Source organism: Azospira oryzae (assembly GCF_004217225.1).
GTDB classification, from domain to species: Bacteria; Pseudomonadota; Gammaproteobacteria; order Burkholderiales; family Rhodocyclaceae; genus Azospira; species Azospira oryzae.
In genome coordinates, this window is the sequence record NZ_SHKM01000001.1 from 1,704,967 (window position 1) to 1,725,870 (window position 20,904).

Genomic DNA, 20,904 nt, shown 5'->3' on the forward strand with positions numbered 1-20,904 from the left:
AGAGTGTTTAAAGAATCCGGCAATTACTTGAAGCCAAACACAGCCGACGTTGTACGCTAAGTTGTTTGCATACGTCAAGCTATTTTGCGCCCCCCGCCGCCCATTTGCCCCGGACCCGGCGAAAGCCCTTGATAGACGGGGCTCCGGGCCAGTAAATACGGGCCTTGGCCAAGAGTGTTGCAGAATGTCCAAAGCCGATTAGAATCGGTCCATGGCGATACAGCATGAAAACAATCAGGGCAGCGTGGCCCTGGAAAAGAAGAGTTCCAAGGTCAAGCCGCCACCGATGTATAAGGTGCTGCTTTTGAACGACGATTTCACCCCCATGGACTTCGTCATTCTGGTGTTGCAAAAGTTTTTTGCCAAAGATCGAGAACAAGCGACGCGAATCATGCTCAAAGTCCATAACGAGGGGCGGGGATTGTGCGGGGTTTACCCCCGGGACATCGCCGCCACCAAGGTGGATCAGGTTGTTGCATTTGCACGCCAGCATCAGCACCCCCTGGTGTGCGTTATGGAGGAAAACTGAATGATCGCGCAGGAACTTGAAGTCAGCTTGCACATGGCCTTCGTCGAGGCTCGGCAAAAGCGCCACGAATTCATCACCGTCGAGCATCTGCTGCTGGCGCTGGTGGACAATCCTTCTGCCGCCGAAGCCCTGCGCGCCTGCTCCGCCAACGTGGAACAACTGCGGCGGGACCTGCAGACCTTCATCGACGAGCACACCCCCACGGTGAGCGGCGAGGACGAGATCGACACCCAGCCTACCCTGGGCTTCCAGCGCGTGATCCAGCGCGCCATCCTGCACGTGCAGTCGTCCGGCAAGAAGGAAGTGACCGGCGCCAACGTGCTGGTGGCCATTTTCGGCGAGAAGGACTCCCACGCCGTGTTCTTCCTGCAGAAGCAGGGGGTCACCCGGCTCGACGTGGTGAACTTCATTTCCCACGGCATCAGCAAGTCGCCCCAGCCGGCCAAGGCCGAAACGGAACAGGAGACGGACGGCGAGAACCGCCCCGAAGCCGGCCCGCTGGAAAGCTACACCATCAACCTCAACGCCCAGGCATTGCAGGGCAAGATCGACCCCCTCATCGGCCGGGACAAGGAGTTGGAGCGGGTCATCCAGACCCTCTGCCGCCGGCGCAAGAACAACCCGCTGCTGGTGGGCGAGGCCGGGGTGGGCAAGACCGCCATCGCCGAGGGCCTGGCCCGTCGCGTGGTGGAAGGGGAAGTGCCGGAAATCCTGGCCAAGGCCCACGTCTACGCCTTGGACATGGGCGCCCTGCTGGCCGGCACCAAATACCGAGGCGACTTCGAGCAACGCCTCAAGGGCGTGCTCAAGGCCCTGCAGGACAATCCGGACGCCATCCTCTTCATCGACGAGATCCACACCCTGATCGGCGCCGGCGCCGCTTCCGGCGGCACCCTGGATGCCTCCAACCTGCTCAAGCCGGCCCTCTCCGGCGGCCAGCTGAAGTGCATCGGGGCCACCACCTACACCGAGTACCGGGGTATTTTCGAGAAGGACCACGCCCTTTCCCGCCGCTTCCAGAAGATCGACGTGAATGAGCCCTCCGTGGCCGAGACCGTGGAAATCCTCAAGGGACTGAAGACCCGTTTCGAATCCCACCACGGCATCAAGTATTCCAGCGCCGCCATCAACTCGGCGGTGGAACTGGCGGCCCGTTTTATCACCGACCGCCACCTGCCGGACAAGGCCATCGACGTCATCGACGAGGCCGGTGCCGCCCAGCGTATCCTGCCCAAGTCGCGGCAGAAGAAGATCATCGGCAAGCCGGAGATCGAGGAGATCGTCGCCAAGATCGCCCGCATCCCCTCCAGCCACGTTTCCAACGACGACAAGGCGACCCTGAAGAACCTGGAGCGGGACCTGAAGGCCACCGTTTTCGGCCAGGATGCAGCCATTGACGCCCTGGCCAAGGCCATCAAGATGGCCCGTTCCGGCCTCGGCGCCCCGGGCAAGCCCATCGGCGCCTTCCTCTTCTCCGGCCCCACCGGCGTCGGCAAGACGGAAGTGGCCAAGCAGCTCGCCTACTTCCTCGGCGTGGACCTGACCCGCTTCGACATGTCCGAGTACATGGAACGGCATGCCGTTTCCCGCCTCATCGGCGCGCCTCCCGGCTATGTGGGTTTCGACCAGGGCGGCCTGCTGACCGAAGCCGTCACCAAGAAGCCCTACTGCGTGCTGCTGCTGGACGAAATCGAGAAGGCCCATCCGGACATCTACAACATTCTGCTGCAGGTGATGGACCACGGCACCCTGACCGACAACAACGGGCGCAAGGCCGATTTCCGCAACGTGGTCATCATCATGACCACCAACGCCGGCGCCGCCGAGTTGCAGAAGCCGTCGGTGGGCTTCACTTCCAGCAAAGAAGTGGGCGACGAGATGGTGGAGATCAAGCGCCTGTTCACGCCGGAGTTCCGCAACCGGCTGGACGCCACCATTTCCTTCAAGCCCCTGGACCACGACATCATCCTGCGGGTGGTGGACAAGTTCCTCATGCAGCTGGAAGAGCAGTTGCACGAGAAGAAGGTGGAAGCCGTGTTCACCGACGCCCTCAAGGACATGCTGGCGGAGCGGGGCTTCGACCCGCTCATGGGGGCCCGGCCCATGGCCCGCCTGATCCAGGACACCATTCGCGCCGCCCTGGCCGACGAACTGCTGTTCGGCCGCCTGGCCCACGGCGGCAAGGTCACCGTGGATGTGGACAAGGAGGGCAAGGTGAAGCTCGAATTCGCCAAGGAGGCGGAAGCGGTAGCCTGAACCCGACCCGACCCAAAAGGCTGCGCCCCTTCCGGCGCAGCCTTTTTTTTGCCTAGAATCCGGAACCGCCAACCACCACCAGAAAATCAGGAGACCCCATGAGCTTCACCACCCCGGACCTGTGCGATGCCAACGAAGCCGCCATCGGCCGCACCCTGCGCGTCGTCGCCCCCATGTTCAAGGCCTACGGCGGCCGTACCCGCTTTTCCGGCCGCATCCACACCCTGAAGATTTTCGAGGACAACTCCCTGGTGCGCGAAGCCCTGGGCCAGCCCGGCCAGGGCAAGGTGCTGGTGGTGGATGGCGGCGGCTCCCTGCGCTGCGCCCTGGTGGGCGACCAGCTGGCCGTGCTGGCCCGGAAGAACGGCTGGGAAGGCATCGTCGTGTATGGCTGCATCCGGGATTCGGCCGAGATCAACCGTACCGACCTGGGGGTGCGCGCCCTGGACACCCACCCCCAGAAAAGCATCAAGAAGGGTGTCGGCGACCAGAACATCGACGTCACCTTCGGCGGTGTCACCTTCAAGCCGGAGGAATGGATCTACGTGGATGAAGACGGCGTCATCGTCTCCGCCACGCCCCTGCTGTAAGCGACACCGCCCTGCCGGGGCCGTCCGCCGGGACGGCCCCGCCCGCCCTCGTCCCCTCGCCCTCTTCCATCCCGCCTGCGCGGCCCGCGGGCACCCGCCGTTTTCCCTACGGCGGCCGGCCATTCCCACCACCAGACAATGCCCACGGGTTTTCCCCTATTCCATTGAACAGGAAAGCCGGAGTCATCCCGCACCGCCCACCCATTTCATTTCACTGCCGCGAATATCGTTTCATATAGCGGAACTCGATTTGCAACACCATAAAAATACAGGGAAAAATATTGTCTTGTGTCTTATATAAGACATGTGTTGCTGTGCAAAATCGGCGCTATACTTTTTCCCATCGGAGCACAGGAAACGTCACCCCGACACTGGCCTCCGAATCTTCCGCCAACGCTATTTATAGAGGAACCGAACATGAGCACTCGCGAACAGCAAATCGCCGCCCTGGAAAAAGACTGGGCTGAGAACCCCCGTTGGAAGGGCGTCAAGCGTGGTTATTCCGCTGCTGACGTGGTTCGTCTGCGCGGCTCCCTGCAGCCCGAGTACACCTTCGCCCAGCGCGGTGCCAAGGTCCTCTGGGAAAAGGTCAACGGCGGCGCCAAGAAGGGCTACGTGAATGCTTTCGGCGCCATCACCGCCGGTCAAGCCATGCAACAGGCCAAGGCCGGCCTGGAAGCCGTGTATCTGTCCGGCTGGCAGGTTGCTGCCGACGGCAACACCTCCGAAACCATGTACCCGGACCAGTCCCTGTATGCCTACGACTCCGTCCCCACCATGGTTCGCCGCATCAACAACACCTTCAAGCGCGCTGACGAAATCCAGTGGTCCCGCGGCATCAACCCCGGCGACAAGGAGTTCATCGACTACTTCCTGCCCATCGTGGCCGACGCTGAAGCCGGTTTCGGCGGCGTGCTGAACGCCTTCGAACTGATGAAGAACATGATCGCCGCCGGCGCCGCCGGTGTGCACTTCGAAGACCAGCTGGCTGCCGCCAAGAAGTGTGGCCACATGGGTGGCAAGGTGCTGGTGCCGACCCGCGAAGCCGTGGAAAAGCTGATCTCCGCCCGTTTCGCCGCTGACGTCATGGGCGTTCCCACCCTGATCCTGGCCCGTACCGATGCCGAAGCTGCCAACCTGATCACCTCCGACTACGACGCCAACGACAAGCCCTTCCTCACCGGCGAACGTACCCAGGAAGGCTTCTTCCGCGTCAAGAACGGTCTGGAACAGTCCATCTCCCGCGGCGTTGCCTACGCTCCCTACGCCGATCTGGTGTGGTGCGAAACCGGCGTGCCCGACATCGGCTTCGCCCGTGAATTCGCCCAGGCCGTGCATGCTGCCTGCCCCGGCAAGCTGCTGTCCTACAACTGCTCCCCGTCCTTCAACTGGAAGAAGAACCTCAACGACAGCCAGATCGCTTCCTTCCAGGAAGAACTGTCCGCCCTGGGCTACAAGTACCAGTTCATCACCCTGGCCGGCATCCACGTCAATTGGTACAACACCTTCAAGTTCGCCAAGGCCTACGCCGGCGGCGAAGGCATGAAGCACTACGTGGAAATGGTGCAGGAGCCCGAATTCGCCGCCCGCGAAGACGGCTACACCTTCGTCTCCCACCAGCAGGAAGTGGGCACCGGCTACTTCGACGACGTGACCACCGTGATCCAGGGCGGCTCCTCCTCCGTCAAGGCCCTGACCGGTTCCACCGAAGAAGAACAGTTCCACTAAGCAGCACCCGCGGGCATCCCGGCCAGGGTCGGGATGCCCGGCAGCAGATCAGTCTGCTGCCATCAGGAATCCGAATTGCATCATCCCTTATCCTCTTGCTTGGGGAACAGGCCGACACCCACAAGGTGTCGGCTTTTTTTATGTGCCGTCACAAAAAGGCCCATGACAGAAGCGGGCCTGCAGGCAAGAATGGCGGCTCCTTCCGCCTTCGCCCCCAGGCCATGAACGCCGCCAGCCTCGCCCGACTGCTCCTGCTCGCCGCCATCTGGGGCGCCTCCTTCCTCTTCCTGCGCCTCACCGTGCCCGCCTTCGGCACCGTGTGGACGGTGGAAGTGCGGGTCATTCTGGCCGCCGCCAGCCTCACCCTGTTCGCCTGGTGGAGCGGCGAGGCCCTGCAGTGGCGCCGGCACTGGCGCCAGTATCTGATCATCGGCCTGTGCAACTCGGCCCTGCCCTTCCTGCTCTTCGCCTATGCCGCCCAGAGCCTGGGGGCCGGCCTGCTCTCCATCCTCAATTCCACCTCGCCCCTCTTCGCCGTCATCATCGGCGCCCTGTGGCTGCGCCAGCCCATCCGCGCCGTGACCGTGGCCGGCCTGCTGCTGGGCCTGGGGGGTGTGGCCGTGCTGGCCTGGGACGGGCTGCAGAGCAGCGCCAGTCCCGACGCCTGGCTGCCCATGCTGGCCGCCGCCCTGGCCCCTTCCGCCTATGCTTTCGCCAGCGTGTACAGCCGCCACCACGGCCAGGGCATCACGCCCCTGGCCACGACCCAGGGCAGCATGATCTGCGCCGCCCTGCTGGTGCTGCCCCTGGCCGCGCCCCAGGGCCTGCCGGCAGCGGCCACTCCCACCGCCTGGGGCGCCCTGCTGGGCCTGGCGGTGTTGTGCACGGCCTGGGCCTACCAGCTCTATTTCCGGCTGGTGCACGAAGTGGGCCCCCTGGGCGCCCTCTCGGTGACCTTCCTCATTCCGGTGTTCGGCGTGCTGTGGGGGGTGTTGCTGCTGGGAGAAAAGCTGGGCGGCCACTTGCTGCTGGGCGGCTCCCTGGTGCTGCTGGGCACGGCCCTGGCCAACGGCCTGCTGAAGTGGCCGCGGCTGGCCCGCCCGGCCTAGATCAGCGGCTAGCGCGACGCGCCACGACGCCGGCCAGGGCCAGGATTTCCTCGCCTTCGTCGGCAGAAAAGCCTTGCGGCAGGGCCGGCCGGCCGTCACCGGCCAGGGCGGCGGCGACGGAACGGCCCAGGATGGCGCCGTCCGGCAGGATGGGGCCGAAGAAGCGCAATTCGCCGCCCCGGATCACCGCCAGGGTGGGAAAGGTTTCCACATCGAGACTGGGCAGGGCGTCCGCCGCATCCTCGATGTCGATCCAGGCCCAGGCGCCCTCATGGCCCGCCGCGGCGGCCGCCGTGGCGGCCTCGAAGCCCCGGCAGACGCCGCACCAGGCGGCGCAGAGCACCAGCACCACCGGCGCTGCCGGCGCCCCATCGGCGTCGTCGGGCCATTGCAGGTCGGCAAAGCGCAACAGGGAAACGGGGGACTGGGACATGGCGGCAGAGGCCGCCGCAGCGGCCGCGAAGTGGGCGGGGAAGGCGGCCATTGTGCGCCAATCCTGCCGCCCGGGGGAATGGGTGGCGCGGGAAAAATGGGGGAACCGGGCGCTGGATCACTGAGAGCGGGCCCTGCCGCCCGGCATTGCCAAGGCGGCCCCGGGCGCGGATAATCCGCCCTCCCGCAGGAGAGAGGGGCCCATGCCGCTACCGGCGCCGGGCCTCCGCCGAAGGCGCAAGCTCCCATAATCGCTCAGGCACCAGGAACTGCGGGTTTCGTATTTGCCGTCTGGAGAGCGGCCGGCCGCAATGCGGCGCGGCCCACCGAAGGGGCTAAGCCGGCGCCGTGGGGCGCAGGCCGAAACTCTCAGGTACAAGGACAGGGGGAGAGGCGCATCCGGCAAGGGTCTTCAGCATGGCCTGCCGCCGGACCTTATCTGTAAAGGCGCTTCCGTCATGCCCTGCCACGCCCCAATACCGGCGCACCTGCCGGCCTATTCCCTTTGCTTTGTCGCATCCTGCCTGCCTCTGCGGGGAGGTGTGCCGTGCTGATCACCATCTACCTCATCGCCATCACCGCCGAGGCCATGTCCGGCGCCCTGGCCGCCGGCCGGCGCAACATGGACATCTTCGGCGTCGCCTTCATCGCCTTCGTCACCGCCCTGGGCGGCGGCACCATCCGCGACATGGTGCTGGGCCACTTCCCCATCGGCTGGACCCAGCATCCGCCCTACATCTACCTGGTCATTTCCGCCGGCCTGGTGACCACCCTCTTCGCCCGCTTCATGCACCACCTGAAGACCGTCTTCCTGGTGCTGGACGCCCTGGGCCTCATCGCCTTTTCCCTAATCGGCTGCGAAGTGGCCCTGGGCATGGGCTACGCCCCGGTGGTGGTGATCATGGCCGGCATGATCACCGGCATCTTCGGCGGCATCCTGCGGGACGTGCTGTGCAACCAGGTGCCGGTGGTGTTCCGCCAGGAGCTGTACGCCAGCGTCTCCCTGGCCGTGTGCAGCCTCTACCTGGTGCTGCGAGACCTGGGCCTGGGCACGGAGGCCAACACCCTGATCAGCTTCGGCCTGGGCCTGGCCCTGCGCCTCTGCGCCATCTGGCGCGGCTGGAAGCTGCCGACCTTCTCCTACCGCCAGCGCTGGGACTGATGCCGGCCCGGCCCCGGGAAATCCCCGGGGCCCGCCGATTCATTCTTTTGATGGCCGGAAACCGGCCCCGGGCCGCCGGGTCCATCCCTCATCGCCGGGCTTGACCCACCACAACAACGATGAGGAGACCCACCATGCCCCACCGCAGCATTGCCCACATCATCAGCCAGCAGACCCCGGTCACCGCGACCGCCGACCTTACCGTGCGGGAGGCCTGCCAGCGCATGGCCGCCGCCAGGGTCGGCGCCCTGCTGGTGGTGGAACACGGCTTTCTCACCGGCATCTTCACCGAGCGGGACGCCCTCAACCGGGTCCTGGCCCCGGGGCTGGACCCGGAGCACACCCTGCTGTCCGAGGTGATGACCGCCAATCCCCGCGCCGTGCCGCCGGAAAAGCCCCTCTCCTACGCCCTGCACCTGATGCACATCGGCGGCTACCGCCACATGCCGGTGGTGCAGGCGGGGCGCCCCCTGGGCATGGTCTCGGTGCGGGACGCCCTGGGGGCGGAAATCTGCGATTTCGAGCGGGACCTGGAATCCCTGGAAAAGATCGCCACCGCCCTGTAGGCCCCGCCGGCCCCGGACTACCGGGCAGGCGCCGGCGCCTCAGGCCGGCGTCTGCCAGTAGCCCGGGTTGCCGTAGGTGTTCTTGAGGAAGTCGATGAACAGCCGCACCCGCAACGGCAGATGGCGGCGCTGGGGAAAGACGGCGTAGATGCCCACCGGCGGCGCCGCCCATTCGTCCAGCAGGGACACCAGCCGGCCCGCCGCCAGATCCTCCCCCACCTCCCACACCGAACGCCAGGCCAGGCCGTAGCCGGCCAGGGCCCATTCGTGCAGCACGGCGCCGTCGTTGCACTCCAGGGTGCCCGCCACCTTCAGCACCAGGCTTTCCCCTGCCTTTTCCGGATGGCGGAAGGTCCAGCCCCGCTGCTGGCCGAGGGACAGGCAGTTGTGCCCGGCCAGATCCTCCAGGGCCCGGGGCGTGCCGTGCCGCGCCAGGTAGGCGGGGCTGGCCACCACCACCCGCCGCATGTCCCCCAGCTTCAGGCTCACCAGGCTGGAATCGCTCAGTTCCCCGATGCGCACCGAGAGGTCGATGGCCTCGTTCACCAGATCCACCAGGCGGTCCGTCAGGTCCAGGTTCACCGTCACTTCCGGATTGCCGGAAAGGAAGTCGGCCACCAGGGGCGCCACGTGCTTGCGCCCGAAACCGGCCGGGGCCGAGACCTTGAGGTGGCCGCTGGCCTTGACCCCGCCCAGGCTGACCGAGGCTTCGGCATTGGCCAGGTCGTTGAGGATGCGCTGGCAGTCCTCCAGGAAAGCGCTGCCCTCGAAGGTGAGGGACAGCTTGCGCGTGGTGCGCACCATCAGCTTCACCCCCAGGCGGGCCTCCAGGGCATCCAGGCGGCGGCCGATGATGGCCGGGGTCACCCCTTCCTGGGCCGCGGCGGCGGAGAGGCTGCCCTTGGCGGCCACGTTCACGAAGGCATTGATCTGCTTGAAGGCATCCATGACATTACATACTTAAAGTAAAAGATCATTCGCTGCAATCCTAGCTTATCTTTTACCTCGAGCAACAATAAACTGCGATGCGTAGGCTGATCCATAATCTCCGGATCGACCCGCAAACCCCAAGTCCGACAGAGAAAAAATGACCGCCCCCTGCCCGATCAAAGCCATCGCCTTCGACGCCTACGGAACGCTGTTCGACGTCTATTCCGTCGGCGCCCTGGCCGAGCAGCTTTTCCCGGGCAAGGGGGTGGCGCTCGCCGCCCTGTGGCGCGACAAGCAGATCGAATACAGCCGCATCCGCAGCATGAGCGGTCGCTACAAGCCCTTCTGGGAAGTCACCCAGGACGCCCTCATCTATGCCGGCGCCGCCATCGGCGTGGCCATGGGCGAAACGGAACGGGGCCGGCTGATGAGCCAGTACGCCTGCCTCTCCGCCTTCCCGGAAAACCTGCCGGCCCTCAAGGAACTGAAGACCCTGGGCCTGCCCCTGGCCATCCTCTCCAACGGCACCCGGGCCATGCTCGACATCGCCGTCAAGAGCAGCGGCATGGGCGGCATCTTCGACCACATCCTGTCCGTCGAGATGGTGCAGAAATTCAAGACGGACCCGGAGGTGTACCAGCTGGGACCCGACGCCTTCGACCTGCCGGCCCGGGAAATCCTCTTCGTCTCGGCCAACAGCTGGGATGCCTGCGCCGCCACCTGGTTCGGCTACACCACCTTCTGGATCAACCGTACCGGCCAGCCGCCGGAGCAGCTCAACGTCAGCCCCACGGCCAGCGGCCATCGTCTCTCCGACGTGGTGACCTTCGTGCGGGAGAGCCAGTGATGGAACTCCTCACCATTGCCCTGGTGGGTGGCGGCGCCTTTCTCGCCGGCGGCATGAACGCCATGGCCGGCGGCGGCACCTTCTTCTCCTTCCCCGCCCTGCTCGCCGCCGGGGTGCCCCCGGTCACCGCCAACGCCAGCAACACCGTGGCCCTGTGGCCTGCCAGCCTGTCTTCCGCCTGGGCCTACCGGCGGGAGCTGCTGCGGCACAAGTCCTGGGTCATCCTGCTCACGGTGGTGGCCCTGATCGGCGGCCTCGCCGGCGGCCTGCTGCTGCTGGCCACCTCCAATGCCGCCTTCGCCAAGCTCATCCCCTGGCTGCTGCTCACCGCCACGGCCCTTTTCGCCTTTTCCGGCCAGGTCGCGAAGCTGGTGGCCTGGAGCAAGACCCGCCTGGGCCTCCAGGCCGATCCCGATGCCGGGCGCAGGAGCGTCGGCGGAACCCTCTTTCAGCTCGCCGTATCGATCTACGGCGGCTTTTTCGGTGCCGGCCAGGGCATCCTCATGCTCGCGGCCCTGTCGATCCAGGGCCTGGAGGACATGCAGGAGCTCAACGCCATCAAGAACTGGCTGTCGGCAATCAACTACACGGTGTCGGGCCTCACCTTCATCATCGCCGGAGCCATCAGCTGGCCCCACACGCTGCTGATGCTGGTGACCGCCATGGCCGGCGGCTACGCCGGCGCCGCCCTGGCCCGGCGCCTGCCGGCCCTGTGGCTGCGCCGCCTGGTGGTGGCCGTGGGCACCGTGCTGACGATCATCTACTTCGTCAAAACCTATTTCTGAGATTTCCCTTTTCCCGATTACGCATTTTCAACGATTCAAACTAGGAGAGACCATGAGCCTGAACCTGCCCGCCGGTATGCAAATCACCGCTCCCATCCAGCCCCAGTACGAAAGCATCCTCACCCTGGAGGCCCTGGAGTTCGTCGCCAAGCTGCACCGCGCCTTCGAAGGCCGCCGCCAGGAACTGCTGAAGGCCCGCGTCGAGCGCCAGGCCCGCATCGATGCCGGCGAGATGCCCGACTTCCTGCCCGAGACCAAGCACATTCGCGAAGGTGACTGGAAGGTCGCCCCTTTGCCCGCCGCCCTGGAGCGTCGCCGCACCGAAATCACCGGCCCCGTCGAAGCCAAGATGATCATCAACGCCTTCAACTCCGGCGCTGATTCCTACATGACCGATTTCGAGGATTCCAACTCCCCCAACTGGGACAACCAGATCCAGGGTCAGGTCAACCTCTACCAGGCCATCCGCCGCCAGCTCTCCTTCAAGAACGAAGCCGGCAAGGAATACAAGCTCAACGACCAGATCGCCACCCTGCAGATCCGTCCCCGGGGCTGGCACCTGGATGAAAAGCACGTGACCGTGGACGGCCAGCGCGTCGCCGGCGGCATCTTCGACTTCGCCCTGGTCTTCTTCCACAACGCCAAGGAACAGATCGCCCGCGGCGCCGGCCCCTTCTACTACCTGCCGAAGATGGAATCCCATCTGGAAGCCCGCCTGTGGAACGACATTTTCGTCATGGCCCAGGATCACATCGGCCTGCCCCAAGGGACCATCAAGGCCACCGTGCTGGTGGAAACCATCCTCGCCACCTTCGAGATGGAAGAGATCCTCTACGAACTGCGCAACCACTCCGCCGGCCTCAACGCCGGCCGTTGGGACTACATCTTCTCCTGCATCAAGAAGTTCAAGAAGAACAAGGACTTCTGCCTGGCCCAGCGCGGCGTCATCACCATGGAAGTGCCCTTCATGCGCTCCTACGCCCTGGCCCTGGTGCAGGCCTGCCACAAGCGCGGCGCCCCTGCCATGGGCGGCATGAGCGCCCTGATCCCCATCAAGAACGACCCGGTGGCCAATGAGAAGGCCCTGGCCGGCATCCGCCACGACAAGGCCCGCGATGCCAAGGACGGCTTCGACGGCGGCTGGGTGGCCCACCCCGGTCTGGTTTCCATCGCCCACGAAGAGTTCGTCAAGGTCCTGGGCGACAAGCCCAACCAGTGGGAAAAGCAGGTGGAAGGCTCCTTCGGTCCCAAGGACTGGCTCAACTTCCAGCCCGAGCAGCCCATCACCGAAGCCGGCCTGCGCAACAACATCAACGTCGGTATCCACTACCTGGGCTCCTGGCTGGCCGGCAACGGCTGCGTGCCCATCCACAACCTGATGGAAGATGCGGCCACCGCCGAAATCTCCCGCTCCCAGGTGTGGCAGTGGGTGGTCTCTCCCAAGGGCATCCTGGACGACGGCCGCAAGGTCACCGTGGAAATGGTGCGCCCCATGATCGCCGAGGAACTGGCCAAGGTGAAGGCCACCGTTGCAGCCCAGGGCGAAGACACCGCCACCTACGACCAGGCCGCCGTGATCTTCGACAAGATGAGCCTGACCCCGGACTATCCGGAGTTCCTCACCCTGCCGCTGTACGAAGCCATGGCCTAAGCCAGGTCGGCTACCCGCCAAAGAAAAAGCCCCGGGAAACCGGGGCTTTTTTTTCAGACAGGGGGCAGGCGTGCGCTACCTAAATGGGTCATGTGCCGAAGTCGCCCCCGCCTAATGTCCCAGCAACAGCGCCACCGCCGCGGCAAAATCGTCCACCACCCGGGCAGCCCGGATGTCGCCGGCGCTTTCATCCGCCGGGCGAAACTTACCGGTGCGCACCAGCACTCCCGGAATGCCCACGGCCTGGGCGCCGCCAATGTCGTCCCGCAGGTCGTCGCCGATCAGCACCGCCTCGCCGGGAACCACGCCCAGTTCGGCCAGGGCGCCGAGGAAGAAGGGCGCCGCCGGCTTGCCCACCACTTCGGCCCGCACCCCGGCCCCGTATTCCAGGGCGGCGACGAAGGCCCCCAGGTCCAGGGTCAGGCCGTCCGGTTCCTGGAAATAGCGGTTGCGGGCCATGGCGATCAGGGGGCAGCCGGCCTGCAGCAGGCGGAAGGCCCGGTTGAGGGCATCGAAGGTGAAATGTTCTCCCGCATCCCCCAGCACCACCGCGTCCGGCTCGGGGTGGCTGGGCCCCACCTCCTCGGCGATGGCCGGATGCACCAGGTAGTGGGGATGCAGCCCCCGCTGGCGCACCAGCTGGGCCGTGGCCCGCACCGCCGTCTGGATTTCCTCCGGCGCCACAGCCAGGCCCATGGACTGCAGTAACTGCACCAGGGCCTGGCGCGGCGACCGGGTGGTATTGGTGAGAAAGCGCAGGGGCAGGCCGCTGGCCCGCAGGCGCTGCAGGGCGGCGGCAGCGCCGGGCACGGGGTGGTCGCCCACGTGCAGCACCCCGGCTAGGTCGATCAGCACGGCCCGGGGCTTTTGCGGCAGGGGCGGTGCCAACGGGACGGGATCGGGCTCAGCCATGGAAGCGGGCGTTGAGTTCGTCCACCACCTCGGCCCAGTCCGCGTCCTCCAGGATTTCCTCCCGCAGGAAGGCCGCCTGGGAGGGCGTCCAGAAGGGGGCGTCGGCCAGCAGCACATTTTCCGGCAGGGGGCCGTGCTGCTCGATAAAGCGGTTGATGGAGAGCCCGTCGGCCGGCAGGCCGAGCTGGGCAAAGAGATTGCTCATGGTCGGGGTAGGGAAGTCCATGCTTGACCTCCAGTTAGTAATGACGAGAAGCTAGCGGCTGCACCTACAACTATAGAACCCCGGACGGCGGCGAAGTTCACCCGCGGCCGAGCCGGGACCAAAAATCCCAATGGAAATCCTCGTCGACATCATCCTCAAGGCCGGCCGCTCCGCCGTCGAACTGTCCCTTTTCGTGCTGCTGCCGGTGATGGTGGTGATGCTCTCCCTGATGCGCCTGCTGGAGGCCCGGGGCGTGGTGGACAAGGTGGTGGCCTGGCTGGCCCCGGCCCTGAAGCCCTTCGGCCTCACCGGCCTGGGGGTGTTCGCCGCCCTGCAGATCAACTTCGTCAGCTTCGCCGCCCCCATGGCCACCCTTTCCATGATGGAGCAGCGGGGCGTCTCCAACCGCCACATCGCCGCCACCCTGGCCATGGTCTTCGCCATGTCCCAGGCCAATGCGGCCTTTCCCATGATGACCATGGGCCTCAACTTCGGTACCACCCTGGTCTTTTCCCTCCTCGGCGGCCTGGTGGCCGCGGCGGCCACCTACTACCTCTTCGGCCGCGGCCTCTCGGCGGAGGAGGCGCGGCTGGACGAAACCCTGCACCACCCGGTGGCGGAAGACGCCAAGGGCGTGCTCGACGTCATCAACCGGGCCGGGGCGGAAGCCTTCAAGATCGCCGTGGGCGCCATTCCCATGCTGGTGCTGTCCCTGGTGGCGGTCACCGCCCTGAAGCGCTTCGGCGCCATCGACCTGCTGACCCAATGGCTGACCCCGCTGCTGGCCCTGGCGGCCATCGACCCGGTGCTGATCCTGCCCAGCCTGACCAAGGTCCTGGCCGGCGGCACCGCCATGATGGGGGTGATGGACGACATGCGGCGCAGCGGCCAGGTCAGCGCCGAACTGCTCAACGCCAGCGCCGGCTGGCTGATCCATCCCTTCGACGTGCCCGGGGTGGCCGTCATCATCTCCGCCGGACGCCGCGTCGCCGCCGTGTGGAAGCCGGCAGCCCTGGGTGCCTGCGTCGGCATCGGCGTACGCACCCTGGGCCACATCCTGGCCGCCTAGGGCCGCAATGACACACTGTTACGAAAAATTCACGCCGGGCCCGCGCCGGCTGTGGCAAAGTTGCGCCATGGACCTCCTGACCCGCACCTGTTCCGCCTCCCGACGCCGCCGGCATTTCGCCCGGTCGCCGTCGCTCGTCCCCAGGTAAGGCAGCATCCCCGAAGTCCTCCGACTTCCCTACCCAAAGGCCACGGCAACCCCGTGGCCTTTTTGTTTTTTCACCATCCCACAAGGAGAAAGAAGCAATGGAAACCCCCTTCGCCGCCGCCCCTGCCGCCAACGCCCTGATGTGGATCACCCAGCGCCCCCAGCTGGTCTTCGCCGAAGGGCGCGGTTCCTGGCTGGTGGACCAGCAGGGCAAGCGCTATCTGGACTTCGTCCAGGGCTGGGCGGTGAACTGCCTGGGCCACGGCCATCCGGCCATCGTCGAGACCCTGGCAAGCCAAGCCGGCAAGCTGATCAATCCCAGTCCGGCCTTCTACAACGAGCCCAGCCTGAAGCTGGCCGCCGGCCTGGCGGCCCACTCCTGTTTCGACCGGGTCTTCTTCGCCAGCACCGGGGCCGAGGCCAACGAGGGCGCCATCAAGCTGGCGCGCAAGTGGGGGCAGAAGCACAAGGGCGGCGCCCACGAGATCATCACCTTCGCCGGCGGCTTCCACGGCCGCACCCTGGCCACCATGTCGGCCTCCGGCAAGCCGGGCTGGGACACCCTGTTCGCGCCCCAGGTGCCGGGCTTTCCCAAGGCCCAGCTGAACGACCTGGATTCGGTGGCGGCCCTCATCAGCGAGCGCACCGTGGCCATCATGCTGGAGCCGATCCAGGGCGAAGGCGGGGTGGTGCCGGCCCGTGTGGAATTCCTGCAACTGTTGCGGCAGATCTGCGACGACCGGGGCCTGCTGCTGATCGTGGACGAGGTGCAGACCGGCATGGGCCGCACCGGCAAGCTCTTCGCCCACCAGCACGCCGGCATCGAGCCGGACATCATGACCCTGGGCAAGGGCATCGGCGGCGGCGTGCCTCTCTCGGCCCTGCTGGCGAAGGAATCGGTCTGCTGCTTCGAGGCGGGCGACCAGGGCGGCACCTACAACGGTAACCCGCTGATGACCGCCGTCGGCGTCGCCGTGCTGGAAGTGCTGACGGCCCCCGGCTTCCTCGATGAGGTGGCGGCCAAGGGCGAGCACCTGGGCGCCGGACTGCAGCGCCTCTCCGACCGGCTCGGTCTCCGGGGCGAACGGGGCCAAGGCCTGCTGCGGGCCCTGCTGCTGGCCGACGAGCGGGGCCCGGCCATCGTCGAGGCCGCCCGGGAGCGGGGCCCCGAGGGTCTGCTGCTCAACGCGCCGCGGCCCCACCTGCTGCGCTTCATGCCGTCCCTGACGGTGAGCCGGGAGGAGATCGACCAGATGCTGGCCTGGCTGGAGGAACTGCTGCGGGCCTGAGGCGGCCCAAGCCCTGTCCGGCCGCCCCAAGCGGCCGGACCAACTCTGTTACAGGCAGGCCCGCCCGTCCCCGGCATAATGCCGCCCTGAGTCGTCCCGTGCCGCACCGCGGCGCCTGCCCAACCCCAGCCCAACGCCCGGAACACCGATGCGCAAAAAAATCCTGCTTCTCTCCCTGGCCCTGCCCCTGCTGCTCACCGCCTGCGGCGAGCCGGCCGACACCCATCCGGACAAGCCCGTGACCCAGCGCCGGGCGGCCTTCAACACCATCCTCAAGGCCTTCGAGCCCATGGGCATGATGCTGCGGGACAAGCGCTACGACGCCGACGCCTTCCTGCAATCGGCGGAAAAGCTGGAGGCGGCCAAGGAAGGGCCGTGGCGCCATTTCACCGCCGACAGCAACTATCCGCCGACCAAGGCCACGGACAAGGTGTGGAGCGAGGCGGCCCAGTTCGAGACGGAACGCCAGGGCTTCCTCGCCGCCACTGGCAAGCTGCTGGAAGCGGCCCGCAGCAAGGACGAAGCCAAGGTGCGCCCGGCCTACGAGGCGGTGCACGACGCCTGCCGCAGCTGCCACAAGACCTTCAAGAAATAAGGCCCGCGGGCCGGTGGGAGCCGGCCCGCTTTCTCCCACACCTGGCTTCGGCCGCCCGCTCTGACCAGCGGCTACCCCCATCAGCCGGGGCTCACCCGCCGCGCTCGCCTGCACTCGCCGTTGCCCGCGGCCAGAGCGAACGCCAGTCCTTTCCCCGCGCCTGACGGCGCTGCCGCTGTTCCTGCGACACGGCCATCCTTACCGCCAGGGTCTGCCCTGCCACCCAGGCAGGGAGCCATTCTTCAGAGACTCATTCGCCACCGCGGCGCCGGCGCCAGGCCTCCAGCAAGGGGCGGCTGCGGCCGTTGCCTGGAACCGCCTCCACGGCAGGCCCGGCCGCGAGCGGCGTCCCGTCTGCCTGGGGGGCCGGGCCGTCCTGCACTTCGCCGCTGACCCAGGCCCGGCGCAGGGCGGCGCCGCAGCGGGCGCTGGCCACCCCGGCGGCCCGTTCCAGGGCCTGCCGGGCCAGGATGCCGTAGAGCTGCCGGTCGGCGCTGATCCAGGGATAGAAGCCGAAGGCGCCGGCACTGGAAAAGGCGCCGTCGTCTCCCGGGCCGTCCTCCACCCAGTGGTGCAGGCTGTAATGCCAGGGCCGGGGCACCGGGCTGCGTACTGCCCCGGGACAGCTGCCCGGCTGGGTGCATACCGCCTCGGCCCCGAGCAGATGCCCCAGTTGCAGGCTGCCGCCCATGAGCCCCCGCAGGAAGGCGGCATAGCCGTTGGCGGAGGCGGCCATGCCGCCGGCGGGCTGGGGGCTGCGATAGTCGATGCCGGCCGCCGCCGGCAGCACCCGGTGCAGGTCCCGGTTGAGGGCGGCCAGGTCCAGGTCGCCCAGGCCCAGGGCCACTGCCAGTTTCTGGGCGTGGCCGCCGCCGTAGCTGAAATGGCCCACGTGGGCCGGGTCCCGCCCCCCGTTGTCGCCCTGGGCGAGGCACTCGGCCACGGTCTTGCTGCGCACGCAGGAGCGGTGCTGCAGGCGGTCGTCGCCGGCCTGCATCTGCAGGGCCTGCACCGCCTGGGGCGGCAGGCGGCCGTCGTAACGCTCCGCCGCATAGGCGCCGAACACCCACTTGGAGGCGGAGGCGATGGGCATCACCGTGTCGGCGCCGATCTGACGTGCCCCCGGGCTGCCGCGGCTGCCCCGAGCCAGGGGGCCGCGGCGGTCGCCGATTTCCCAGTAGAAACTGCCCAGGCCTTGGCACAGGGGCGAGCGGTCCAGGGTCTGCTCCACGGCGGCGCGGCGGCTGTCCGTATCGGCCGCCCAGGCGCCGGCGGCCGCGGCCAGCCAGCAGGGCAGGAAGAGGAGGTGGTGGCGGGGGCGGAAGGTCATGGCGCGGCACCGGGAAAAATGAAAGATGCCGTCAGGATAAATGGCCGCCGATGGGGCATGGGTAAGCAGGTGTAAGCAATTGCAAACGCCGGCGGCGCCTGCCGCCGGGTTCGCCTGGCCGGTGCGGCTTCAAGGCTCCAGGCGCTTGGCCAGGACTTCGTCCACCCGGTTCTTTTCCATGTCCATGACCTCGAAGCGCCAGCCGGCCCACTCGAAGGATTCGGTCTTCTTGGGAATGCGCCCCAGCTGGTACACCACGAAGCCGCCGACGGTGTGGTAATTGCCCAGCTCCTCTTCCGGCAGCTCGGCCAGGCCCAGCAGTTCCTTCAGTTCGTCGATGGGCAGCAGGCCGTCCAGCAGCCAGCTGCCGTCGCTGCGCTGCAGGGCCATGGGCGCCTCGACGGCGCCGGAGAGGACGTCACCCACCACGGTGCCCATGAGGTCGGAGAGTGTCACCAGGCCCTCGGTGCCGCCGAATTCGTTTACCACCAGGGCGATCTGGGTCTGGTTGGCCTTGAAGAATTCCAGCAGGCCGATCAGGGACAGGCTGTTGGGCACGTAGAAGGGGGCGTTGGGAGACAGCTTGCCGAAATCCAGGCTGCCGTCCCGCAGCAGGGCCTGCAACAACTCACGACCCTCGACGAAGCCCAGGGGGGTACCCAGGCCGCCCTTGCACACCAGGAAACGGGACACGGCCCGCTCCTGCAGCACCTTCATGTTGGCCTCCCGGGGCAGGGTCAGGTCCAGGTAGGCGATGCCGGTGGCCGGGGTCATGATGGCGCCGACCCGGCGGTTGTCGAGGCGGAAGACGTTGCCCAGGATTTCGCTCTCGGTCTGGTCCAGCACCCCTTCTTTGCGCCCGGATTCGATGAGGAAGCGGATCTCGTCCGCCGCCGAGGCCTCGGCCGAGCCCTTGCTGGGAAAGAGGTCGAGGATGCGGTCGGAAACCCAGGAGACGATCCACACCAGGGGCCGGGACAGGCGCAGCAGCCACACCACCGTACCGGCCAGGGCCACCGCCGTGGCCTCGGGCTTGGCCAGGGCCAGGCGCTTGGGCACCACTTCGCCGAAGACCAGGGTGAAGAAGGTGATCACCGTCACCACGCCGCCCAGGGCCAGGCCGTAGGCCAGACTGTCGCCCAGGCCCAGGCTCTGCCGCAGCCATTCCTCGGCCCGGGGCACCCACAGGGATTCGCCGAAGACGCCGGAAAGCATGGCCAGGGCGGTGATGCCCAGCTGGGTGGTGGCCAGCAGGCGGCTGGGATGCTGGCGGAAACGCAGCACCGTGCCGGCCCCCAGGGAGCCTTCTTCGGCCAGCATGGCCAGGTGGGAATTGCGGCTGGCGCCCACGGCCATTTCAGCCAGGGACAGCAGACCGCTGCTCAATACGAGAAAAACCAGAATCCAGATATCCATGATGCCTCCAGGTGCCCGCAATCCTTGCTGGGGGCCGGTTGGCCGCCGGAGACGGGCACAACAGCGTCATTCTACCCCGGCCCGGTGACGGCACCCGGGCCTGGCGGAGCACCATTCCCCATATAAAAGTATCGTATCCAAGAACCTTTAAGGTCTTAAAGATATTTCCAGGCAGGAATACACTGGCGACCTTTCCCCATTTCCCGGAGGCGCCATGCTTGCCGCCCTCACCCAACTCCTGCTGTTCCAGCTGGCCGGCGAAGTCATCGCCCACGGCCTGGGCCTCGCCGTGCCCGGCCCCGTCATCGGCATGGTGCTGCTGTTCGCCTTCCTGGTGCTGCGCCAGGGGCCCGGCCACGACCTGCAGCACACCTCCCAGAACCTGCTCTCCCATCTCTCCCTGTTGTTCGTGCCCGCCGGCACCGGGGTCATGCTGCATCTGCACCGCCTGCAGGACGAGTGGCTGCCCATCCTGCTCTCCCTGCTGCTGAGCACCGCCGTCACCCTGGCCCTCACCGGCCTGCTGCTCAAGGCCCTGAGCCGCCGCGCCGCCCCCGGCGGGGAGACCCGGCCATGAGCGCGCCTCTCGCCACCGCCCTCGGCGCGCCCCTGGCCCAGATCTGGGTCTATCTTTCCGCCTCGCCCCTGCTGGGCCTCACCGTCACCCTGCTGGCCTACCAGGGCGCCTTCGCCCTCTACCGCAAGGCAAAGTTTCACCCGGCGGCCAATCCGGTGCTGTTGGCGGTGGCTTTCCTGGTGGCCCTGCTGGCCATCACCGGCACACCCTACCAGACCTATTTCGACGGCGCCCAGTTCGTGCACTTCCTCCTCGGCCCGGCCACCGTGGCCCTGGCCATACCCCTCTATGCCCAGATCAAGCGGGTCAAGGCCATGTTCTGGCCCATCCTCATCGCCCTGGTGGCGGGCTGCCTCACCGCCGCCCTCTCGGCCATGGCGGTGGGCAAGCTCTTCGGCGCCAGCCTGGCCACCCTGCTGTCCCTGGCGCCCAAGTCGGTGACCACGCCCATTGCCATGGGCATCGCCGAACGCACCGGCGGCCTGCCGTCCCTCACCGCGGTGCTGGTCATCACCACCGGCATCCTCGGCGCCGTGGGCGCCCGCTACCTGTTCGACGCCCTCAACATCAAGGATCACGCCGTGCGCGGCTTCGCCATCGGCATCGCCTCCCACGGCATCGGCACCGCCCGGGCCTTCCAGGTGAGCGAACAGTGCGGCGCCTTCGCCGCCCTGGCCATGGGCCTCAACGGCGCCCTCACCGCCCTGCTGCTGCCCGTGGTGCTGCCGTGGGTAAAGGGCTGGCTGGGCTGATGCCCTGAGGACCAGAAGGGATGCGGC

General features: G+C 67.0%; 21 protein-coding genes and 1 riboswitch. Of the genes, 15 read left to right on the forward strand and 6 right to left on the reverse strand.

The features are described 5' to 3' along the window. The first annotated feature begins 211 nt into the window (after positions 1-211). The 5 genes from clpS (at position 212) to EV678_RS07785 (ending at position 6,212) form a co-directional block, all read left to right on the forward strand. Complete coding sequence (clpS, locus tag EV678_RS07765) at positions 212-529, forward strand: ATP-dependent Clp protease adapter ClpS (RefSeq protein ID WP_014235135.1); 318 nt, start codon at positions 212-214, stop codon at positions 527-529. Next, positions 530-2,785, forward strand: a complete 2,256-nt coding sequence (clpA, locus tag EV678_RS07770) for an ATP-dependent Clp protease ATP-binding subunit ClpA (RefSeq protein ID WP_130459075.1) — start codon at positions 530-532, stop codon at positions 2,783-2,785. Positions 2,786-2,883: 98 nt separating this feature from the next. Then, on the forward strand, positions 2,884-3,375 hold the full coding sequence (gene rraA / locus EV678_RS07775; protein WP_130459076.1) for a ribonuclease E activity regulator RraA: 492 nt from the start codon (positions 2,884-2,886) through the stop codon (positions 3,373-3,375). A gap of 417 nt (positions 3,376-3,792) precedes the next feature. After that, the gene (gene aceA, locus EV678_RS07780; RefSeq protein WP_014235138.1) at positions 3,793-5,103 is read left to right on the forward strand and encodes an isocitrate lyase; all 1,311 of its coding nucleotides are present in this window, start codon (positions 3,793-3,795) and stop codon (positions 5,101-5,103) included. Between the two features lie 221 nt (positions 5,104-5,324). Beyond that, complete coding sequence (locus EV678_RS07785) at positions 5,325-6,212, forward strand: DMT family transporter (RefSeq protein ID WP_165397467.1); 888 nt, start codon at positions 5,325-5,327, stop codon at positions 6,210-6,212. A gap of 1 nt (position 6,213) precedes the next feature. On the opposite strand, the gene EV678_RS07790 is transcribed toward EV678_RS07785, so the two are convergent. Next, positions 6,214-6,696, reverse strand: a complete 483-nt coding sequence (locus EV678_RS07790) for a thioredoxin domain-containing protein (protein ID WP_130459078.1) — start codon at positions 6,694-6,696, stop codon at positions 6,214-6,216. Between the two features lie 125 nt (positions 6,697-6,821). Further along, a riboswitch (glycine riboswitch) is annotated at positions 6,822-6,926 on the forward strand. Positions 6,927-7,191: 265 nt separating this feature from the next. Here EV678_RS07790 and EV678_RS07795 point away from each other — a divergent pair. Together EV678_RS07795 and EV678_RS07800 are read left to right on the forward strand one after the other, a co-directional pair. Then, complete coding sequence (locus EV678_RS07795) at positions 7,192-7,806, forward strand: trimeric intracellular cation channel family protein (protein WP_014235141.1); 615 nt, start codon at positions 7,192-7,194, stop codon at positions 7,804-7,806. Between the two features lie 134 nt (positions 7,807-7,940). Further along, a complete protein-coding gene (locus EV678_RS07800; RefSeq protein ID WP_014235142.1) occupies positions 7,941-8,372 on the forward strand; it encodes a CBS domain-containing protein in 432 nt (143 codons plus the stop codon). A gap of 39 nt (positions 8,373-8,411) precedes the next feature. On the opposite strand, the gene EV678_RS07805 is transcribed toward EV678_RS07800, so the two are convergent. Beyond that, positions 8,412-9,320 carry a LysR family transcriptional regulator gene (locus tag EV678_RS07805; RefSeq protein WP_130459079.1) on the reverse strand — a complete coding sequence of 303 codons (909 nt, stop codon included), beginning with the start codon at positions 9,318-9,320 and terminating at the stop codon, positions 8,412-8,414. A gap of 139 nt (positions 9,321-9,459) precedes the next feature. Here EV678_RS07805 and EV678_RS07810 point away from each other — a divergent pair, with 139 nt between their 5' ends. Genes EV678_RS07810 through aceB form a run of 3 tightly spaced genes read left to right on the forward strand, consistent with a single transcriptional unit; the run spans position 9,460 to position 12,585 of the window. Beyond that, positions 9,460-10,149, forward strand: a complete 690-nt coding sequence (locus EV678_RS07810; protein WP_130459080.1) for a haloacid dehalogenase type II — start codon at positions 9,460-9,462, stop codon at positions 10,147-10,149. After that, on the forward strand, positions 10,149-10,934 hold the full coding sequence (locus tag EV678_RS07815) for a sulfite exporter TauE/SafE family protein (protein WP_014235145.1): 786 nt from the start codon (positions 10,149-10,151) through the stop codon (positions 10,932-10,934). Before EV678_RS07810 ends, EV678_RS07815 begins: the two co-directional genes overlap by 1 nt. A gap of 52 nt (positions 10,935-10,986) precedes the next feature. Next, the gene (aceB, locus tag EV678_RS07820) at positions 10,987-12,585 is read left to right on the forward strand and encodes a malate synthase A (RefSeq protein WP_014235146.1); all 1,599 of its coding nucleotides are present in this window, start codon (positions 10,987-10,989) and stop codon (positions 12,583-12,585) included. 111 nt (positions 12,586-12,696) lie between these two features. Here aceB and EV678_RS07825 read toward each other — a convergent pair whose 3' ends face one another. Together EV678_RS07825 and EV678_RS07830 are read right to left on the reverse strand one after the other, a co-directional pair. Continuing rightward, a complete protein-coding gene (locus tag EV678_RS07825; protein WP_130459081.1) occupies positions 12,697-13,497 on the reverse strand; it encodes a TIGR01458 family HAD-type hydrolase in 801 nt (266 codons plus the stop codon). Continuing rightward, a complete protein-coding gene (locus tag EV678_RS07830; RefSeq protein WP_014235148.1) occupies positions 13,490-13,723 on the reverse strand; it encodes a DUF2789 domain-containing protein in 234 nt (77 codons plus the stop codon). The genes EV678_RS07825 and EV678_RS07830 overlap by 8 nt, the downstream gene beginning before the upstream one ends. Before the next feature lie 109 nt (positions 13,724-13,832). On the opposite strand from EV678_RS07830, the gene EV678_RS07835 reads away from it, so the two are divergent. The 3 genes from EV678_RS07835 (at position 13,833) to EV678_RS07845 (ending at position 16,802) form a co-directional block, all read left to right on the forward strand. After that, complete coding sequence (locus EV678_RS07835; RefSeq protein ID WP_014235149.1) at positions 13,833-14,771, forward strand: hypothetical protein; 939 nt, start codon at positions 13,833-13,835, stop codon at positions 14,769-14,771. Positions 14,772-15,016: 245 nt separating this feature from the next. Further along, on the forward strand, positions 15,017-16,207 hold the full coding sequence (locus EV678_RS07840) for an acetylornithine transaminase (protein WP_130459082.1): 1,191 nt from the start codon (positions 15,017-15,019) through the stop codon (positions 16,205-16,207). A 148-nt stretch (positions 16,208-16,355) separates the two neighbouring features. Then, positions 16,356-16,802, forward strand: coding sequence for a c-type cytochrome (locus EV678_RS07845; RefSeq protein WP_130459083.1), 447 nt, complete (start codon positions 16,356-16,358; stop codon positions 16,800-16,802). Between the two features lie 250 nt (positions 16,803-17,052). On the opposite strand, the gene EV678_RS07850 is transcribed toward EV678_RS07845, so the two are convergent. Both EV678_RS07850 and EV678_RS07855 read right to left on the reverse strand, forming a co-directional pair. Further along, complete coding sequence (locus EV678_RS07850; RefSeq protein ID WP_207222204.1) at positions 17,053-18,132, reverse strand: hypothetical protein; 1,080 nt, start codon at positions 18,130-18,132, stop codon at positions 17,053-17,055. A 129-nt stretch (positions 18,133-18,261) separates the two neighbouring features. Next, complete coding sequence (locus tag EV678_RS07855) at positions 18,262-19,548, reverse strand: hemolysin family protein (RefSeq protein WP_014235153.1); 1,287 nt, start codon at positions 19,546-19,548, stop codon at positions 18,262-18,264. A gap of 214 nt (positions 19,549-19,762) precedes the next feature. Between EV678_RS07855 and EV678_RS07860 the strand changes: the two genes are divergently transcribed. Then, positions 19,763-20,125 carry a CidA/LrgA family protein gene (locus EV678_RS07860; RefSeq protein WP_130459084.1) on the forward strand — a complete coding sequence of 121 codons (363 nt, stop codon included), beginning with the start codon at positions 19,763-19,765 and terminating at the stop codon, positions 20,123-20,125. After that, the gene (locus EV678_RS07865) at positions 20,122-20,877 is read left to right on the forward strand and encodes an LrgB family protein (protein ID WP_130459085.1); all 756 of its coding nucleotides are present in this window, start codon (positions 20,122-20,124) and stop codon (positions 20,875-20,877) included. The genes EV678_RS07860 and EV678_RS07865 overlap by 4 nt, the downstream gene beginning before the upstream one ends. Positions 20,878-20,904: the final 27 nt, after the last annotated feature.

Coding starts and splice junctions, on each gene's coding strand:
- EV678_RS07790 (WP_130459078.1), bottom strand. CDS start 6,696: ATGGCCGCCTTCCCCGCCCACTTCGCGGCCGCTGCGGCGGCCTCTGCC.
- EV678_RS07855 (WP_014235153.1), bottom strand. CDS start 19,548: ATGGATATCTGGATTCTGGTTTTTCTCGTATTGAGCAGCGGTCTGCTG.
- EV678_RS07810 (WP_130459080.1), top strand. CDS start 9,460: ATGACCGCCCCCTGCCCGATCAAAGCCATCGCCTTCGACGCCTACGGA.
- aceA (WP_014235138.1), top strand. CDS start 3,793: ATGAGCACTCGCGAACAGCAAATCGCCGCCCTGGAAAAAGACTGGGCT.
- EV678_RS07785 (WP_165397467.1), top strand. CDS start 5,325: ATGAACGCCGCCAGCCTCGCCCGACTGCTCCTGCTCGCCGCCATCTGG.
- EV678_RS07860 (WP_130459084.1), top strand. CDS start 19,763: ATGCTTGCCGCCCTCACCCAACTCCTGCTGTTCCAGCTGGCCGGCGAA.
- EV678_RS07805 (WP_130459079.1), bottom strand. CDS start 9,320: ATGGATGCCTTCAAGCAGATCAATGCCTTCGTGAACGTGGCCGCCAAG.
- EV678_RS07830 (WP_014235148.1), bottom strand. CDS start 13,723: ATGGACTTCCCTACCCCGACCATGAGCAATCTCTTTGCCCAGCTCGGC.
- aceB (WP_014235146.1), top strand. CDS start 10,987: ATGAGCCTGAACCTGCCCGCCGGTATGCAAATCACCGCTCCCATCCAG.
- clpS (WP_014235135.1), top strand. CDS start 212: ATGGCGATACAGCATGAAAACAATCAGGGCAGCGTGGCCCTGGAAAAG.
- EV678_RS07850 (WP_207222204.1), bottom strand. CDS start 18,132: ATGACCTTCCGCCCCCGCCACCACCTCCTCTTCCTGCCCTGCTGGCTG.
- EV678_RS07845 (WP_130459083.1), top strand. CDS start 16,356: ATGCGCAAAAAAATCCTGCTTCTCTCCCTGGCCCTGCCCCTGCTGCTC.
- EV678_RS07835 (WP_014235149.1), top strand. CDS start 13,833: ATGGAAATCCTCGTCGACATCATCCTCAAGGCCGGCCGCTCCGCCGTC.
- rraA (WP_130459076.1), top strand. CDS start 2,884: ATGAGCTTCACCACCCCGGACCTGTGCGATGCCAACGAAGCCGCCATC.
- EV678_RS07815 (WP_014235145.1), top strand. CDS start 10,149: ATGGAACTCCTCACCATTGCCCTGGTGGGTGGCGGCGCCTTTCTCGCC.
- EV678_RS07825 (WP_130459081.1), bottom strand. CDS start 13,497: ATGGCTGAGCCCGATCCCGTCCCGTTGGCACCGCCCCTGCCGCAAAAG.
- clpA (WP_130459075.1), top strand. CDS start 530: ATGATCGCGCAGGAACTTGAAGTCAGCTTGCACATGGCCTTCGTCGAG.
- EV678_RS07865 (WP_130459085.1), top strand. CDS start 20,122: ATGAGCGCGCCTCTCGCCACCGCCCTCGGCGCGCCCCTGGCCCAGATC.
- EV678_RS07800 (WP_014235142.1), top strand. CDS start 7,941: ATGCCCCACCGCAGCATTGCCCACATCATCAGCCAGCAGACCCCGGTC.
- EV678_RS07840 (WP_130459082.1), top strand. CDS start 15,017: ATGGAAACCCCCTTCGCCGCCGCCCCTGCCGCCAACGCCCTGATGTGG.